Source organism: Pedobacter immunditicola, assembly GCF_037482985.1.
Taxonomy (GTDB): domain Bacteria; phylum Bacteroidota; class Bacteroidia; order Sphingobacteriales; family Sphingobacteriaceae; genus Pedobacter; species Pedobacter immunditicola.
This window is the reverse complement of sequence record NZ_JBBHKC010000007.1, coordinates 219,925-235,125: the sequence shown is the minus strand read 5'-3', so window position 1 is coordinate 235,125 and position 15,201 is coordinate 219,925. Positions and strand designations below refer to the sequence as shown.

Annotated in this window: 12 protein-coding genes and 1 other RNA gene; 8 read left to right on the top strand and 5 right to left on the bottom strand. The window is 41.3% G+C overall.

The genetic code is table 11. The features are described 5' to 3' along the window. Positions 1–104: 104 nt before the first annotated feature. The 4 genes from WG905_RS14315 (at position 105) to WG905_RS14300 (ending at position 3,037) form a co-directional block, all read left to right on the top strand. Positions 105–704: an SCO family protein gene (locus tag WG905_RS14315; protein ID WP_339592415.1), complete on the top strand. Its 600-nt coding sequence runs from the start codon at positions 105–107 to the stop codon at positions 702–704. 5 nt (positions 705–709) lie between these two features. Beyond that, positions 710–1,132, top strand: a complete 423-nt coding sequence (locus tag WG905_RS14310) for a c-type cytochrome (RefSeq protein ID WP_339592414.1) — start codon at positions 710–712, stop codon at positions 1,130–1,132. Positions 1,133–1,157: 25 nt separating this feature from the next. Beyond that, positions 1,158–1,566, top strand: an RNA gene (rnpB, locus tag WG905_RS14305) — RNase P RNA component class A. A 67-nt stretch (positions 1,567–1,633) separates the two neighbouring features. Continuing rightward, the gene (locus WG905_RS14300) at positions 1,634–3,037 is read left to right on the top strand and encodes a sigma-54-dependent transcriptional regulator (protein ID WP_339592413.1); all 1,404 of its coding nucleotides are present in this window, start codon (positions 1,634–1,636) and stop codon (positions 3,035–3,037) included. Between the two features lie 54 nt (positions 3,038–3,091). Here WG905_RS14300 and WG905_RS14295 read toward each other — a convergent pair whose 3' ends face one another. The 4 genes from WG905_RS14295 to gatB form a co-directional block, all read right to left on the bottom strand. After that, positions 3,092–3,814, bottom strand: coding sequence for an RluA family pseudouridine synthase (locus WG905_RS14295; protein ID WP_339592412.1), 723 nt, complete (start codon positions 3,812–3,814; stop codon positions 3,092–3,094). Between the two features lie 28 nt (positions 3,815–3,842). After that, positions 3,843–4,532 carry a response regulator transcription factor gene (locus WG905_RS14290; RefSeq protein ID WP_339592411.1) on the bottom strand — a complete coding sequence of 230 codons (690 nt, stop codon included), beginning with the start codon at positions 4,530–4,532 and terminating at the stop codon, positions 3,843–3,845. Positions 4,533–4,637: 105 nt separating this feature from the next. Beyond that, positions 4,638–5,747, bottom strand: a complete 1,110-nt coding sequence (locus WG905_RS14285; protein ID WP_339592410.1) for a redoxin domain-containing protein — start codon at positions 5,745–5,747, stop codon at positions 4,638–4,640. A 2-nt stretch (positions 5,748–5,749) separates the two neighbouring features. Next, complete coding sequence (gene gatB / locus WG905_RS14280; protein WP_339592409.1) at positions 5,750–7,213, bottom strand: Asp-tRNA(Asn)/Glu-tRNA(Gln) amidotransferase subunit GatB; 1,464 nt, start codon at positions 7,211–7,213, stop codon at positions 5,750–5,752. A 237-nt stretch (positions 7,214–7,450) separates the two neighbouring features. Here gatB and WG905_RS14275 point away from each other — a divergent pair, with 237 nt between their 5' ends. After that, the gene (locus tag WG905_RS14275; RefSeq protein ID WP_339592408.1) at positions 7,451–8,038 is read left to right on the top strand and encodes a hypothetical protein; all 588 of its coding nucleotides are present in this window, start codon (positions 7,451–7,453) and stop codon (positions 8,036–8,038) included. Positions 8,039–8,129: 91 nt separating this feature from the next. Here WG905_RS14275 and alaS read toward each other — a convergent pair whose 3' ends face one another. Next, positions 8,130–10,829 carry an alanine--tRNA ligase gene (gene alaS / locus WG905_RS14270; RefSeq protein ID WP_339592407.1) on the bottom strand — a complete coding sequence of 900 codons (2,700 nt, stop codon included), beginning with the start codon at positions 10,827–10,829 and terminating at the stop codon, positions 8,130–8,132. 114 nt (positions 10,830–10,943) lie between these two features. On the opposite strand from alaS, the gene WG905_RS14265 reads away from it, so the two are divergent. Genes WG905_RS14265 through WG905_RS14255 form a run of 3 tightly spaced genes read left to right on the top strand, consistent with a single transcriptional unit; the run spans position 10,944 to position 15,197 of the window. Beyond that, positions 10,944–11,279 carry a MerR family transcriptional regulator gene (locus tag WG905_RS14265; RefSeq protein ID WP_339592406.1) on the top strand — a complete coding sequence of 112 codons (336 nt, stop codon included), beginning with the start codon at positions 10,944–10,946 and terminating at the stop codon, positions 11,277–11,279. Positions 11,280–11,338: 59 nt separating this feature from the next. Then, positions 11,339–13,396 (top strand): helix-hairpin-helix domain-containing protein, encoded by a 2,058-nt coding sequence (locus WG905_RS14260; RefSeq protein WP_339592405.1) that lies wholly within the window; start codon positions 11,339–11,341, stop codon positions 13,394–13,396. A gap of 4 nt (positions 13,397–13,400) precedes the next feature. Then, on the top strand, positions 13,401–15,197 hold the full coding sequence (locus WG905_RS14255; protein WP_339592404.1) for a ComEC/Rec2 family competence protein: 1,797 nt from the start codon (positions 13,401–13,403) through the stop codon (positions 15,195–15,197). Positions 15,198–15,201: the final 4 nt, after the last annotated feature.

Sequence of the window (15,201 nt, the reverse complement as noted above, 5' to 3'; positions counted from 1 at the left end):
CTACATTACACTTTATTTTTTATGTAATGTACCTTTGTGACATGATGCTTAATCCGATAAAACATTTAAAAACATTTTCTGTTCTCTTTTTCACAACTTTAGCGTTGTTTTCATCTTGTAAAAATGAAGATAAATTGCCAATTTATGGTCATCGTGAGGCTGTAACCGTCCAGAATGAAGACGGTACCACCAGAATTGATTCGGTTTATCAAACTATTCCCGCATTCAGCTTATTAAATCAGGACAGTATTTACATCACTAACGACAAATTTAAAAACAAAATATACGTTGCTGATTTCTTCTTTACTTCCTGTACCAGCATCTGTCCGGTGATGCATAGAAATATGAAAACCATCTTTGACAAATACAAAGATAATCAAGATGTTATGTTTTTATCTCATACTATAGATTTTAAATATGACAAGCCTTCCGTACTTCAGAAATATGCTAAGAAACTGGGTGTTTATGGCGACAAATGGCAATTTGTTTATGGTCCTAAAGAAGATATTTATTCACTGGCAGAAAAAAGTTACCTGACGGCAGTCATGGAAGATTCCACCAACAGGGAGGGTTATGTTCACCAGGGCTGGTTTATTTTAATTGATAAAGATAAAAGGATGAGGGGAGCTTATGATGGTACTGATGACGAAGCGGTAGCAAAATTAATCAAAGACATCCCGGTTCTTTTAGCTGAAGATAAGTAACGGAGATGCGCAGAACCATTATTTCGGCAATTTTAACCATTACCATTTCCTGCATTATTTATTCCTGCCAATCCGCAGATCGACTGCAACAGGATATGTATTATGTCAACGGCCGGGATCTTTATATTACCCATTGTCAGAATTGCCATGGTAAAAATGGCGAGGGACTGGGAGAATTGGCGCCACCTTTAACAGACACCGTATATTTGAAAGAAAATAAGGATCGTTTAGCGGGCATCATCAAATACGGATTGGAAGGACCTATTACTGTAGGGGGAAAAGTGTATGATGAAAAAATGCCTGATGAAAAACACATGGCCAATATTGACATCACACAACTTATTGTTTACATCACCAATTCTTTTGGCAACCAGCAGGGCATGTACACCACTGAACAGGTGGATACAGACCTTAAAAACTACAAATAGGATCGTTTTTCTTATCTTTGAAAAAAATGTAAGCCGTTCTATCGCTTGATCCCTGACTGACTGATGATTAGCTCAACGGTCAAATACAGATTCAAGAGGAAAGTCCGGGCAACACAGGGCATCTCGCTTCCTAACGGGAAGAGGTTTGGGAATGAATACCCAAATTATGGAAAGTGCCACAGAAAATACACCGCCGATGGCTTTTAAGTACAGGTAAGGTTGAAATTGTGAGGTAAGAGCTCACGACTGTGCCGGGCGACCGGCACATTGGCAAACCCCGGGAGTTGAAAGACCAAATAGGCTAACGCACGTAGGGCTGCCCGTCCGATGTTAGTGGGTGGGTCGTTGGAGGTAAACGGCAACGTTTATCCTAGATTAATGATAGAAGTTTCAGCAATGGAATACAGAACCCGGCTTATAGGCTTACATTTTTTATAATTAATCCAAATATTGGTAAATAATAATATATTAGTGTCCAAAAACAAACATTTAGCATAACCTATGGCAAAATTATTAATAATTGATGATGAGCGGGCGATAAGAAGCACCTTGCGTGAGATCTTAGAATATGAAAATTATGAGGTTGATGATATTGATAATGGCGTTGAAGGTTTAGAACTTATTAAAAAAAAGAAATTTGATCTCGTACTTTGCGATATCAAGATGAATAGAATGGACGGCATGGAAGTGTTGGAGCAAGCCCTTGCTTTTAGCCCTGATCTTCCTTTTATCATGATCTCTGGTCATGGCACTGTAGAAACTGCCATTGAAGCAAGCAAGAAAGGTGCATTTGATTTCATCTCTAAACCGCCAGATTTAAACCGCTTATTAATTACAGTAAGGAACGCGTTAGACCGCGGTAACTTAGTTACAGAAACTAAGGTTTTAAAAAGAAAGGCCAGCAAAACCAGGCATATCCTTGGTGATTCGGAGGTAATTAATAAAATTAAGGAAACCATTGAACGCGTTGCCCCTACGGAAGCCCGTGTGTTGGTTACTGGTGCCAATGGTAGTGGTAAAGAACTGGTTGCCCGTTGGTTGCATGAAAAATCTCACCGTGCAGACAGCCCTCTTATTGAAGTGAACTGTGCAGCCATACCATCAGAACTTATTGAAAGTGAATTATTTGGCCACGAGAAAGGATCCTTTACTTCTGCTGTTAAGCAACGGATAGGGAAATTTGAACTGGCAAATGGCGGTACTTTATTTTTGGATGAAATCGGCGACATGAGTCTTTCTGCTCAGGCGAAAGTACTTCGTGCACTGCAGGAACATAAAATTACCCGCGTAGGTGGCGAAAAAGAATTTGAAGTAAATGTTCGTGTCATTGCCGCAACCAATAAGGACCTGTTAAAGGAAATTGAAGATGGAAATTTCAGAATGGATTTATACCACAGGTTGAATGTGATCAATATTCATGTGCCGCAGTTAAATGAACGTATCGAAGATATCCCTGTGATTGCGCAAAGCTTTTTAGAAGAGATTTGCAAAGATTACGGAATGCCGGTGAAGAAGATCAGTGAAGCAGGAATTGTGGCCCTACAACGTTTACCATGGACAGGGAACGTACGTGAACTGCATAACATGATTGAGCGCTTAATTATTTTAAGCGATAAGGTGATCAATGAGCATGATGTTGCTGCTTTTGCTAATCCGGGAGGCGGCACTAATATCGGTGCAGCTAATTCAGCCCATATTGCAATTCCAAATGCGACAGCAGGTCTGGATTATGAAAAGTTCAACAACTTCCAGGATTACAAAGATTATGCAGAGCGGGAGTTCATCAAATTTAAATTGGAGAAACACAATTGGAATGTGTCCAAAACTGCAGATGATATCGACATTCAGCGCAGTCACCTGTACAGTAAAATAGAGAAATTCGGTTTAAAGAGAACCGTCGAGTAATAGAAGATCAGTTCTTGCATGGCTTAATAGTTCATGCAAGAACTAATTTATAACTTAGCTGTCAAACTTATCCAGCAATTTAATCAGGGTGGCAAAGTCTTTTGGATAAGGTGCATCAATGACGATATCCTGGTCATCCATGCCTTTGAATATCAAATGCCTTGCATGTAAAGCAAAACGTTTCATAATAGGCTGCTCCTCTTCATCTTTAGCTATGCGGTAACCTTTTTTAAGGTTAGACAAGAACACCGGTTTGCCACGATACATAATGTCTCCACAAATAGATGCACGTTGTGTAGCTAAATGTATCCTGATCTGATGCATTCTACCGGTTACAGGTTTACACTCTACCAGGGTATAATGTTTGTAGTATTTAATGGAGTTAAAATACGTTTCTGCACGCTTCCCCTCCACCCTGTCAATGGTTACATTTTTATTGCCGTCATTCAAAATCGGAAGATCAACAAACAGGTCATTAAAGGTAAACTGACCGTCAACCACGGCGTGGTAAATTTTTGTCACCTTGCGTCTTTCGAATTGCATGGATACAGACCGGTAAGCTTCGGGATGTTTGGCAATAACGATGGCGCCACTGGTTTCCTTGTCTAAGCGGTGACATACCTGGGCATCGTCGCTATACTGCCGGGCCATTCGAAGGATATTCACTTCTCCGGAACCGCCACGCTCATCAAGTGAAGCCACGAACGGAGGTTTATTTACAACGATGTAATCATCGTTTTCGAAAATAATAAGGTCTTTAAATATTGGATATTTCAATGATGTAGATTTCTAAAATACAAAAGTACTAAGAAAGTTCGAATTTATAGCCCACACCCTTTACCGTAGATACATAATTCTCTCCCAACTTCTCCCTTAACTTGCGAATATGCACATCAATGGTACGGTTGGTGACCACAACGGAATCTTCCCAAATATTTTTAAGTATGGATTCCCTGGTATAAACTTTTCCTGGTTTCGAAGCCAGAAGATATAGCAATTCGAACTCCTTCTTTGCCAATACCACTTTATTTCCGTTTTGAAAAACAAGATAAGCTTCCCGGTCAATCACAAGATCTCCTATTTCTACCTTGTTCTCAGAAATATCATCACTGCTCACATTTCTTCTCAGGATCGCATTGATCCGGCTCACCAACGCTCTGGGTTTAATCGGTTTAGCGATATAATCATCGGCTCCAACATTGAAACCAGCGATTTCACTATACTCTTCACTCCTTGCTGTCAGGAACACCATGAAGGTGTTTTTAAACTCAGGTATAGAACGCATTAAACGACAAGCTTCTATTCCGTCCATTTTAGGCATCATAATATCGAGGATGATCAAATCCGGGTGTACCTTACGGGCAACTGAAATTCCATCTTGTCCATTACTGGCTACATAAACCTGATATCCCTCTTTCTTTAGATTGTACTCAACTAATTCTAAAATATCAGGTTCATCATCAACAATAAGGATCTTTTGTTTTGTAGCACTCATATCTTTTAATTATTTGTTACGAAATTAGGGATTTTAACCTGTCCCTAAGTTAAATACAAGTTACCAAATTGTTAAGTGATAAAAGCACCTTAACATAAACAGGACTTAACGTAACATTTTATTTAAAAACTCATCTAATTGCTCGGCCCTGAGGTTCTTTGCAATGATCTTTCCCTGCGGATCGATTAGAAAAGAAGTTGGAATGGCATCAACCTGGTATTGTTTAACGACCGGGCCTTCGAAATCCATCAGCTCGCCACCCTGGGTCCAGGCCAGGTTATCGGCCTGTACAGCTTGTCTCCATGCAACGGGATCCTTATCCAGTGAAATGCCGAATACCGTGAAATTTTTATCTTTATAATCGTTATAGGCTTTAACCACATTCGGATTCTCCTGTCTGCAGGGCTGGCACCATGATGCCCAGAAATCAAGTAGTACATACTTACCTTTAAAGTCTGCCAGGCTGATCTTACCCCCATCAATGGTACTGATGGTAAAAGCGGGCGCCGGCTGTCCAACTTGTACTGTTTTAAGGTTAGCCATACGTACCAGAAATTGTGTTACGGAAGGGTTTTTATTGAAACTCGTTTTAATCTGCTCAGAATAGGCAACCATTTCCTGTTCATACTCTGAAGGGTTCAGTAAATTTATAGCATAAAAACCTGCAAGGGATTTGGTATTGTTTTGAGCAAACTTCAATATTTCCTGATTTAGGGATTCTATTTCCTTAACATAGGCCGGACGCATACTTTCCATGATAGCTTCCCTGTTATCAGGATCTTCGGCCACCTTTTCATCAAACTCCTTTTGAACCTCATTCAGCCTGGCCATAAACTTATTTTTGGTCACATTCAAGGATTCCAACTTATCAGCCTCTTCAGCACCTGAGATGCTGTAATTCATGTTTTGATCGGCCAGGTCAGCACTCAATTTAATATCATCACCATTTTTTGCAATGATCATGTACTCGTTTTTTCCTGCTGCAATTTTAAAAAAACTAACTTCCTCGGAATCGTAACCAAATTTGAATTCACCCTTTTCAGACATCACTGTTGAATCAACAGGAATTGGATTGGTTTTATCCAATGCAAAAAGGTATACCTTATTTTCAGGTGCTGCATTTTTAAAAGTCCCGTTGATCACAAACTGATCTTTATCTTTACAAGACATCAGCGCAATGCTGGCTATTAATATATATACTAATTTCTTCATCATTTTTAACTTAACTTTTCCTGAACAAGGGCATTCACCTTCTGAGGATCTGCTTTACCGTTTGCCATTTTTAACACTTCTCCTACAAAGAGGCCTAATACGCCCTTTTTACCTTTTTTATAAGCTTTCACCTGGGCATCATACTTCCCTAATACCTGGTCAACAAACCCACTAAGCGCCTCATCATTATCTTCGATCAACAGGTTTAATTCCTTGGCCATTGTCACCACATCTGCATCAGCAGCAGTTTCAAGCGCTGGCAACAATTGCTGCAAGGCAGATTGCTGCGATATTTTCTTCTCATCGATCAGGTTAATGACGGCTGCCAGTTGGATGGCGCTAACCGGATAAGCTGATACCAGGATGTCCCTGTCATTCAACAAAGCCCTGATCGGACCAATAAGCCAGTTAATTAAGCTTTTCTGCTGATTAACTATGGTTAACCCCGAATGGAAATAAGCTAAAAGGTCTGCATCACCTGCAAGCAACGTTGCTTCAGTAAGGCTGATGCCATAGTCGCTGACAAGCTGGTTGGAAATTTCCTTTGGCAAGGCTGGCATGGCGTTTTTAATTTCCTGCAGCCATTCATCGGAGATCACCACCGGTGCTAAATCAGGATCCGGAAAATAACGATAGTCGTTAGCCTCCTCCTTACTTCTCATTGGCGAAGTGGTGCCCTGATCAGCATCAAAGTTAAGGGTACTCTGCGTAATGCTCCCGCCGTCTGTAACCCATTGAACCTGCCTGTTAAATTCAAAATCCATCGCACGACGAACGTTTCTAATGGAATTCAGGTTTTTAACCTCACAACGGGTACCGAATTCGGTAGCCCCATGCTTACGGATAGAAATATTGGCATCACACCTCAAACTACCCTCTTCCATATTTCCATCGCTCACATCCAGGTGGCGCACCAGTTTCCTCATCTCCGTAAGCAGTGCTGAAGCTTCCTCAGCCGAGCGGATGTCAGGTTCGGTAACAATTTCAATTAAAGGTACACCAGCGCGGTTTAAATCCACCAGTGAGTATTGATCATCCTGATCATGAAGACTCTTGCCTGCGTCTTCTTCCAGGTGGATACGATTAATGCCGATGCGTTTCACATCGCCATTACTAAGGGTAACCTCAAGAAAGCCGTTCTGGCAAATAGGTTTATTATCCTGGGTAATCTGATATCCCTTGGGAAGGTCGGCGTAAAAATAATTTTTCCTGTCGAAATAGTTCGTTTGATTGATCGTGCAATTCAATGCCAGGCCCATTTTTATAGCTTTAGCTACAACTTCCTTGTTCAACTTAGGTAATGCGCCGGGCAATGCCAGTGATACAGGGGAAATATGCTGATTCGGTTTGGCACCAAATACAGCACTATCAGCAGAAAATATTTTTGTATTCGTATTCAGCTGAACGTGAATTTCCAAACCTGATACCAATTCAAATTCAGAAGTAGTACTTACCTTATGTGCACTCATTTATTGATTTTGATCTAAAACAAACTAATTATGTTGTTCTTGCAAATATAACCAAAATAGTCTTAAAGAGGTATTTAAAACAATTACACGATTGTAAACTAATTGTGGCATCACTTTTGACTTCAGCTGTATACACACATGAAACCTGCAAGAACTTACACCTCAACCTATGAATTGTATCTAGATCATGCACGCTTCATAACCAGTTAAATAATTATTCACTTTAAAAAAAAGGTTATGAAAAGATTAATTGTAATTGCAATGTTAGGTATTGCGGCAATTTCTGCAACACCGGCAAAAGCTCAGGTTAGCGTTAACATCAACATTGGAGCACAACCAGACTGGGGGCCCAGGGGTTACGACTATGTAGATTACTATTATTTGCCCGAGGTTGAATCTTATTACTACGTCCCCACCCGTCAGTTTATCTATTATAGTGGCGGCAACTGGATACATACCCGTAATCTGCCACACCGCTATAGGAATTACAATTTGCACAGTGGCCGTAAGGTCGTTATTAACGGCAACCGCCCTTATTTAAGGCATCATGATTATAAAAACCGCTATGCAAAGAATTATTCTTCCAACCACCGTCGCGTAGCGGAGAGAACGAGTTATCACAAGTCAAGTTCAAAACACTATCGTAACAACGATAATAACTATCGCAACAACAATAACTATCGTAAAAACGATAACTATCGCAAAAATGATAATTATCGCAGCAACGATAATAACCGGAATAAAGGAAATAACAAACACAACAAAGGAAGAGATAACGGTAGGGATCACGACCGCGGAGACCGTGGCCGTGGAGGTCGCCATTAAATCTTAAATATACCATTGAACAAAAAGACCCTCTGTGCCATTGCCAGAGGGTCTTTTTATGTAAATAAGCTTTTTATCTTAAGCTACTGTTTTATTTCACAATACTTTCAGCTTTATGTAGCACCAACTGCAGGCCCTCTTTATTTTTTCCACCGGCAGTTGCATAAAACGGTTGTCCGCCACCCCCGCCCTGGATATCTTTAGCCAGTTCTCTCACAATTTTAGAAGCGTTGAAACCCTTCTCCATCACCAGATTCTCCGATAGCATGACGGTGATGCCAGGTTTATCATCAATATTGGTGGTAAACACCAGGAACAGGTTATCAACCATATCCTTAATACTGAAAGCAAGGTTTTTAACCGCATCCGCCTGTGGCAAGTCCACATGTGCGGCAATAAAATTAATCCCGTTAATGGTTTTCACATGGTGAACAATATCATGTTTAAGCTTGTCTGCATGTTCGCCCAGCGCTTTCTCCGCCTCTTTTTTAAGCTTTGCATTCTCTTCCAGCAGGCTGGCTACAGCAGATTTCAAATCTTTGTTTCCCTTTAACAGGTTCCTCAATTCGTTCAGCTCTTTGGCTTGTTCGGTGATAAAAGTCTCTGCCCTGTCGGCAGTAATTGCTTCAATCCTTCTCACACCTGCAGCCACCGCACTTTCAGCAATGATTTTGAAATAACCAATTTGTCCGGTTGCATTTACATGTGTACCTCCGCAAAGCTCCTTGGAATAATGATCATCAAAAGTAATAATGCGCACTAAATCTCCATATTTTTCGCCAAAAAGAGCTGTTACCCCACTGGATAGCGCCTGTTCATAAGGAACATCCCTTTGCTCTTTCAGTGGGATGTTCTCCCTGATTTTCTCGTTAACCAGATGTTCAACCTTAGCCAGTTCCTCGTCCGTAATTTTAGCAAAATGAGAAAAATCAAAACGCAGGTAATCGGGGTTTACCAGGGAACCTTTCTGATTCACATGAGCACCCAACACCTTTTTCAGTGCTGCATGTAATAAGTGTGTAGCGGAATGGTTATCCTGAGAAAGCAAACGCTGACTTTTATCAATCACCGCCCAGAATGATCCTTCCAGGTCTTCCGGTAAAGAATCTGTATAATGAATGGTCAGGCCATTTTCCTTTTTGGTATCTGTTACTTCTACAAAAAACAAACGGCTATGGTCTTCCAAACGGCCGGTATCTCCTACCTGACCACCGCTTTCAGCATAAAAAGGCGTCTTGCTCAGGACAACCTGGTATTGCTCCTTCCCTTTCAGATTTACCTTGCGGTATTTTATAATTTCAGTTTCTACTTCAAAATCATCATAGCCCACAAATGTGGAGTCCAGTTCGGGATGAAGAACAATCCAATCACCCGTATCAATAGCGGTCGCCGCGCGGGACCTTTCCTTCTGTTTCAACAAAGCAATATGGTATTCATCCATATCAACCACCCACTTCTTTTCACGGGCCATTAATTCTGTTAAGTCTATTGGAAAGCCATAAGTGTCATTTAATTCAAAAGCGAAGTCCCCGGAGATCACCATCTGATCTTTTAAGATACTGTATACCCATGGGTCTTCAAAAGATTTCTCCATATCAATGGCGTTATCTGACATCAATATTTCTGCCTGCTTTTTAGTATAACTTTCAAATCGTTGGATACCGGTAGCTAAAGTTCTTAGAAAAGAAACTTCCTCTTCCAGCACTACTTTTTGCACAAAATCCTGCTGTTCTCCCAGCTCATCAAAAACGCCTTTAAATTGTTGTGCAAGAACGGGTACCAGCTGATTCAGAAAAGGCTCTTTTAAATTAAGGAACGTATAGGCATAACGCACTGCACGACGTAAAATACGGCGGATGACATAACCAGCCTTATTGTTTGCCGGCAATTGTCCGTCGGCAATCACAAATGATATCGCACGGATATGGTCTGCCATTACACGCATGGCAATATCTGTTTTTTCAGCTGAACCGTATTCAATACCGGATTTCAGTGCAATAAACTGTATCAGTGGCTGAAATACATCAGTATCATAGTTGGACTCTTTATGTTGAAGCACCCTCACCAGGCGCTCAAATCCCATTCCTGTATCCACATGTTTGGCAGGCAACGGTTGTAGGGAACCATCTTTCAAGCGGTTGAACTGCATGAATACGTTGTTCCATATTTCAATGACCTGGGGATGATCCGCATTCACCAGGCTTTTTCCCGGAACGGCGGCACGTTCATGATCAGGGCGGCCATCCACGTGGATTTCTGAACAAGGTCCACAAGGACCTGTATCACCCATTTCCCAGAAATTATCTTTTTTATTACCTAAAATAATGCGGTCTTCAGGAACATATTGCTTCCAGAGCTCATATGCTTCGGTATCCTGGGGCAAACCTTCCTTTTCATCCCCTTCAAAAACAGAGACGTATAGTTTATCTTTAGGTATCTTATAAACTTCAGTTAATAATTCCCAGCTCCAGGCGATGGCTTCTTTTTTGAAATAGTCACCAAAGCTCCAGTTTCCAAGCATCTCAAACATGGTGTGGTGATAGGTGTCAATACCCACTTCTTCCAGGTCGTTGTGTTTGCCTGAAACCCGCAGGCAACGCTGAGTGTCTGCCACACGTTTGTATTTTACAGGGGCTTCACCCAGAAACAAATCTTTAAACTGGTTCATCCCTGCATTGGTGAACATCAGTGTGGGATCGTTTTTAACGACTATAGGTGCTGAGGGAACAACATGATGTTCCTTGGATTCAAAAAATTGTAAATAAGCACTTCTAATTTCTTTTGCGGTCATCCTTCTTTTATTATCCAACAAAATTAAAACTTTATTGCGTTATTCTACTAAAATCCCTTTACATTTGAATACTTTAATTAAATGCTATAATCACCTTATAATCAACATACAACTATGCCATACAAAGAAAGAGAAATTAATAAAATGTATTACAGTATGGGTGAGATAACGGAAATGTTTGGCGTTAACGCTTCCCAGATCAGGTTTTACGAGAAGGAATTTGATGTACTGCAGCCAAAGAAGAACAAGAAAGGCAACCGCCTCTTTACGCCTGCAGATGTTGAAAACCTAAAGATTATTTTTCACCTGGTCGACGACAAGGGCTTCACCTTAAAAGGTGCAAAAGAACACCTTAAAAACAACAGCGGAGAAATAAAGGAAAACCAGAAAATCATTGATTCTCTTGAAAAACTTAAAGACTTTTTACTAAAGTTAAACGCTGAAATGTAAATGAATTATTATTTTTTATTTAATTAAATTAATTGTTGTTTTGAGCGCATCACGCTCGAATGGAAAACACAGCTTATTTTAATTGGCGCTCTCTTTTTCTCCTCTTTTTACTCTTTGGTATCTATGTTCCTGCGATTGCGCAGCAGCAGGAAATTATCAAAGACATTGTAGAACGTATTGCACCAGATTTACCGGAAGATTATGATCTTTCCGAATTACTGGAACAACTGCAATACTATTCCAGTCACCCTATTAACCTAAACCAAACCAGTGCCGAAGAATTAAAGCGCCTGGTGATGCTTTCCCCCTTGCAGATCAGTAATTTCTTTAGTCACATCGCTGCTAACGGGAAATTACTTGACTTGCTGGAACTTCAGCAGATTGATGGTTTTGATGTGCAGACCATACAAAACCTGCTCCCTTTTGTCACGCTTAAAGTACCATCTGGATATCGTTCACTCAACTTTAAGAACCTGTTAAACAAGGGGAATAACGACCTTATATTAAGATATGCTCAAACCATGGAAGAGCAAAAAGGTTTCCGGAGTTTGCCGGGAAGCCGGTACCTCGGCAGCCCCGAAAAACTGCTCCTTAAATACGGTTATCAATATGAACAGCTCTTTACCATTTCTGCAGTTTTTAAGAAGGACGCCGGCGAAGAACTGTTTACGGGCAGCAATAACCATGGCTTTGATTTCAACTCTTTCAGCATCGGCCTATACCAGCTGGGCAAAATCCGTAAACTTGTTGTCGGTGATTACAGCCTGCAATTCGGACAGGGTTTGACACTCTGGTCAGGTTTTTCTTTTGGCAAAGGGCCGGATGTGGCCGGTGTGGCAAAAAAGGACATTGGTTTAAAGGCTTATACCTCTTCCAATGAATCCTCCTTTTTCAGGGGCTTCGCCAGCACCCTTAACCTGTACAAAAATATAAACCTGACCACCTTTCTGTCCTATAGAAAGCTGGATGCAAGTCAGACAGATCTGGAAAATGGGAAGTTCGCCCAGGTAAACATCAATATCAGCGGACTTCACCGCACTAAATCAGAACTCAATAATGAGCGCAGCCTTGCGCAATTTGTATACGGAGGTGCACTACAATACCTTAGCAATAATCTTTCCGCAGGCCTTATAGCTTACCAGTCACACTATGGCAGCGAATTTATAACAGGTACACAGGCCTATAATGCACATCAGTTTACCGGCCAGGACCTGACTAACCTGGGAATGCACTACAACTACACTTTTAAAAACATCTATTTTTTTGGCGAGGGAGCCAAAAGTTTAAACGGAGGCATAGCATTCATCAATGGTGCAATGGCCAGTATTTCGCCAAAAATATCAGCAGTGCTAGTCAACAGAAATTATGACATCAATTACCATAGCTTTTTTAGCCAGGGACTTGGGGAAAACAGCGATGCGGCTAACGAGAAAGGCTGGTATAGCGGTATCAATTATGCCCCTCACAGCCATTGGACTGGATCCGTTTATGCTGACCTGTTTCGTTTCCCCTGGTCAAAGTACCGGGTCAATGCAGCATCTTCAGGTTATGAAGTCATGACACAGGTGATGTACAGGCCTAAGAAAACGTTTTCTGCAATTGCCCGATTTAAAACAAAAGAGAATCAACAAAATACCGATCTGGATGTAAAAGAGAAATACCTTGATGAGGTATCCAAACAGAATTACAGAGTGGAGGTCAACTGGCGTCTGAACCGGAAATTCAGTTTCCAGAATCGCTTGGAATTAGCCCGCTTTAAAAAAGGAAATGCAGCAAGGGAGAGTGGTTACCTGGTTTACCAGGACATCGATTATTCGCCAATGTCTTCCAGGTTCTCCAGCAACATTCGCCTGGCCTATTTTAACACCGACTCCTACGACAGCCGTGTTTATGCTTATGAAGATGATGTATTGTACGGCTTCAGTTTTGGCATGTACAATGGCAAAGGGGCGCGGACTTTTCTCAACCTGAAATACAAGCTCATGCGAAGGATGGATGTATGGACGAGGTATGCGATGTTTATTTACCAGGATGCAGAAACCGTAGGTTCAGGCCTTGATGAAATCCAGGGCAACCGTAAGTCAGAGTTAAAGCTACAATTAAGGTATCAATTCTAAGTCATTGAGCACAAGAGCAGAAACTGTATTCGTCAATTTGCTGTTCCCTTTGATGGCGGGTATTTTTGTGGCTCATCAATTCCCCTCAAAAGCGCTGCAAAACGGCTTTGCGATAAGCATATTTTTGTTGATGGCTATTTTGTTAGTCCTTAATATTGGCTACATTAAATTCAAGGCATACCGTTATAAAGTCATCCTAACCAACCTGGTATACCTCCTTATTTTTTGTCTTGGCGGCTGGTCATTACTGCTGCATACCAGCAATTTGCAGCCAGATCATTTTTCAAAACTTAAACTTGATGCCATCAGTGTGATCCTTGATGAAGCACCCGAATGGAAAGGAAACCAGGTCCGTGTTAAAGTAAGGGTTAATTATGGTTACCGGGAAAAGCAGCTCATTCCCACGCAAGGCAGGCTCCTGCTTACCATTACATCTGGTAAAATGCAACCCAGGATGCTAAATTATGGTGACGAGTTAATGCTGCCGGCAAGCTATGTAACTATCGAGGGACCACAAAATCCCGCAGAGTTCGATTTTAAAGGTTGGCTGGCCAACCAAAACATCGGCCACCAGATCTATATCAATCATCAATCCACCCTTTTAACTGGTCGTCATCGCGGTCGGCCGTTAATTGCTTATGCCCTTGCCTTACGCCAGCGTCAAATAGAAAAACTGGCAAAACTCATCCATGATCAGGAAGCTTTTGCCGTTGCCTCTACCCTTATTTTAGGTTACCGTGCAGATTTAAGCAAAGAGACTTTATCGGCCTATTCCGATACCGGAACCATCCATGCATTGTCTGTTTCCGGTATGCACGTAGGCATTATTTATGTCGTTTTAACCTGGCTGTTAAGCTTTCTCGATCGCTGGAAGACTGCAAAACTTCTAAAGACGCTTTTGATCATCGGTTTAATCTGGTTTTATGCGCTGGTGACGGGCTTTTCACCTTCCGCATTGCGTTCCGCCATCATGCTCACCTGCTTTATACTGGCTAAAAGCTGGAGCAGACGCAGCAATAGTTTCAATATCATGGCCTTCTCTGCCTTTGTTTTATTGATTGACCAGCCTTTGCTTTTATTTGATGTGGGTTTCCAGCTGTCTTACATCGCCGTAGTCGGACTGATTTATTTACAGCCACTTATCTATAAACAGTTGTATTTTAGGTTTAATTGGGCTGACCGCCTCTGGCAATTTACAGCCTTGTCGGTTGCGGCACAATTAGCAACTTTCCCGCTGAGTATTTACTATTTTCACCAGTTCCCCGTTCACTTTTTGTGGAGCAACCTTTTTATCCTGCTCCCCGTAACCCTGATGATGTACATTGGCTTGGGGATGCTGTTGTTCAAATTGTATGTACTTGCACCGGTGTTAGAGTGGATCATTAAATTCACGAATGCCGGCTTAAAATGGATTGCAGCCCTCCCTTATTCCACGGTTACTGCGGTTTGGTGGGACAAGACCATATTAATCCTACTAATCAGCTTCCTGGTCCTATTAATTTTAGCTTTAAAGCACCGACATAAAAAACTCCTTTTCAGCGCCTTGATTGTCTTTCTATTGCTGCAGAGCAGCCTAAGTAGTCAACAGCTAAAAGCTTACCGCCAACAGAAAACCATCGTCTTCAAGCTGAGGAAGAATTATGCTATAGCACATCTTGAATCACATCAGGCCGTATTATACACCGATGTTGATCCTGCAAGCAAAGTTTACCTATATTCCATTAAACCATGCCTTGACCAACACCAGATTAAGGCAGTTCAAATCAAACCAGTTAACTTCATCACCGTTAAAAAACAATAATAAA